Raw genomic sequence first — 1,187 nt, forward strand, 5'->3', positions numbered from 1 at the left:
CGGCAGGCGTTGCTGGTTTTTGCCATCACTGGCCAGCGCCCCGTCAGCCCCCAATTTGAGCACCACCTGCGCCGCACCCTGTGCGTGGCTCCAGGCGACGATGTCGGCCGCCTGGGTGAGGCCCGTGAGCACGGTCATGTCTTCCAGGCTGGGCAAGAACAGATCGCACAGACTCACCGCATGGCGGATGCAGGCCTGCGCCCTGGCCAGGGGCCACAACGACAAACGCAAGTTGGAGTCGAGGGCCACCCGTGTGCCGCTACTCCGGGCATGCGCCATGGCTGCAAAAGCTGTGTCGCAGGCCGTGGCCGAGATGGCCAAAGAGATGCCCGACAGGTGCAGCCACTGGCTGCTGGCGATGGCGTCTTGCCAATGTGTCAGGTCTTGCGGCTGCATGCGGCTGGCGGCTGAACCGGCACGCGCATAGCTGAAGTGGTGGCCTTGCGCGTCGTGGCTCACGAAGTACATGCCGGTGGGCGCTTGCGCGTCACGCAGCACGGTGGTGGTGTCCACGTTTTCGCACTTCCACAGGTCCATCAGGCGATCACCCCAGCGGTCTTGCCCCAGACGCGTCATGTAGCCCACACGCGCTCCGGCGCGGGCCGCGGCAATGGCGGCGTTGCTGGTGTCGCCGCCAAAGCCTTGTTGGTAAAGCGGGGCGTCGCCTGCCTGTTCATGGGGCCGCTGGTTGAACTCGACCATGGCTTCGCCAAGCGCCACGATGTCCAGGGTTGGGTTGGGGTGGGTCATGTCAAAAAAGGGCTGCGGGGCTGAAGTGAATTCAGGGGTGGAGGTGGGAGAATCATTGTCCAACGCGGACTGCGATGGGCGACATCTTGGAGACATACAACATGTGGACAGCAGGCACTGAAAGCGATTTTGTACTGAACGCGAGCTGCAAGGGCTTCCCCTTGGCGGCCGAGCCTTGTCGTGTCTCGCAGCTGGGGCAGCGCGGCTGGCACCTGCTCGATGACGCGCTGGCTTATCCGGTGGCCGTGCTGCGCCGCCCAGCGCTCACGCACAACTTGGCCTGGATGCAGGCCTTTGTGCAGCGCAAAGGCGTGGCGCTGGCCCCGCACGGCAAGACCACCATGTCGCCCGAGTTGTTTCGCCTGCAGCTGCAAGCCGGGGCGTGGGGCGGTGACGATGTCTTGTTGTCGGCAGGTGGCTCGGCCGTGTTCGATCTG

General features: G+C 64.9%; 1 protein-coding gene and 1 pseudogene. One reads left to right on the forward strand and one right to left on the reverse strand.

Annotation, left to right across the window (positions count from 1 at the left end):
* The coding region (locus tag Q0341_RS05525; RefSeq protein ID WP_299511089.1) for a sugar kinase at positions 1 to 750 on the reverse strand (750 nt) is incomplete at its 3' end.
* 74 nt (positions 751 to 824) lie between these two features.
* Between Q0341_RS05525 and Q0341_RS05530 the strand changes: the two are divergent.
* Positions 825 to 1,187 (forward strand): annotated as a pseudogene (locus tag Q0341_RS05530) (hypothetical protein); the annotation flags it as partial.

Source organism: uncultured Limnohabitans sp., assembly GCF_937889215.1.
Classification (GTDB): Bacteria; Pseudomonadota; Gammaproteobacteria; order Burkholderiales; family Burkholderiaceae_C; genus Limnohabitans_A.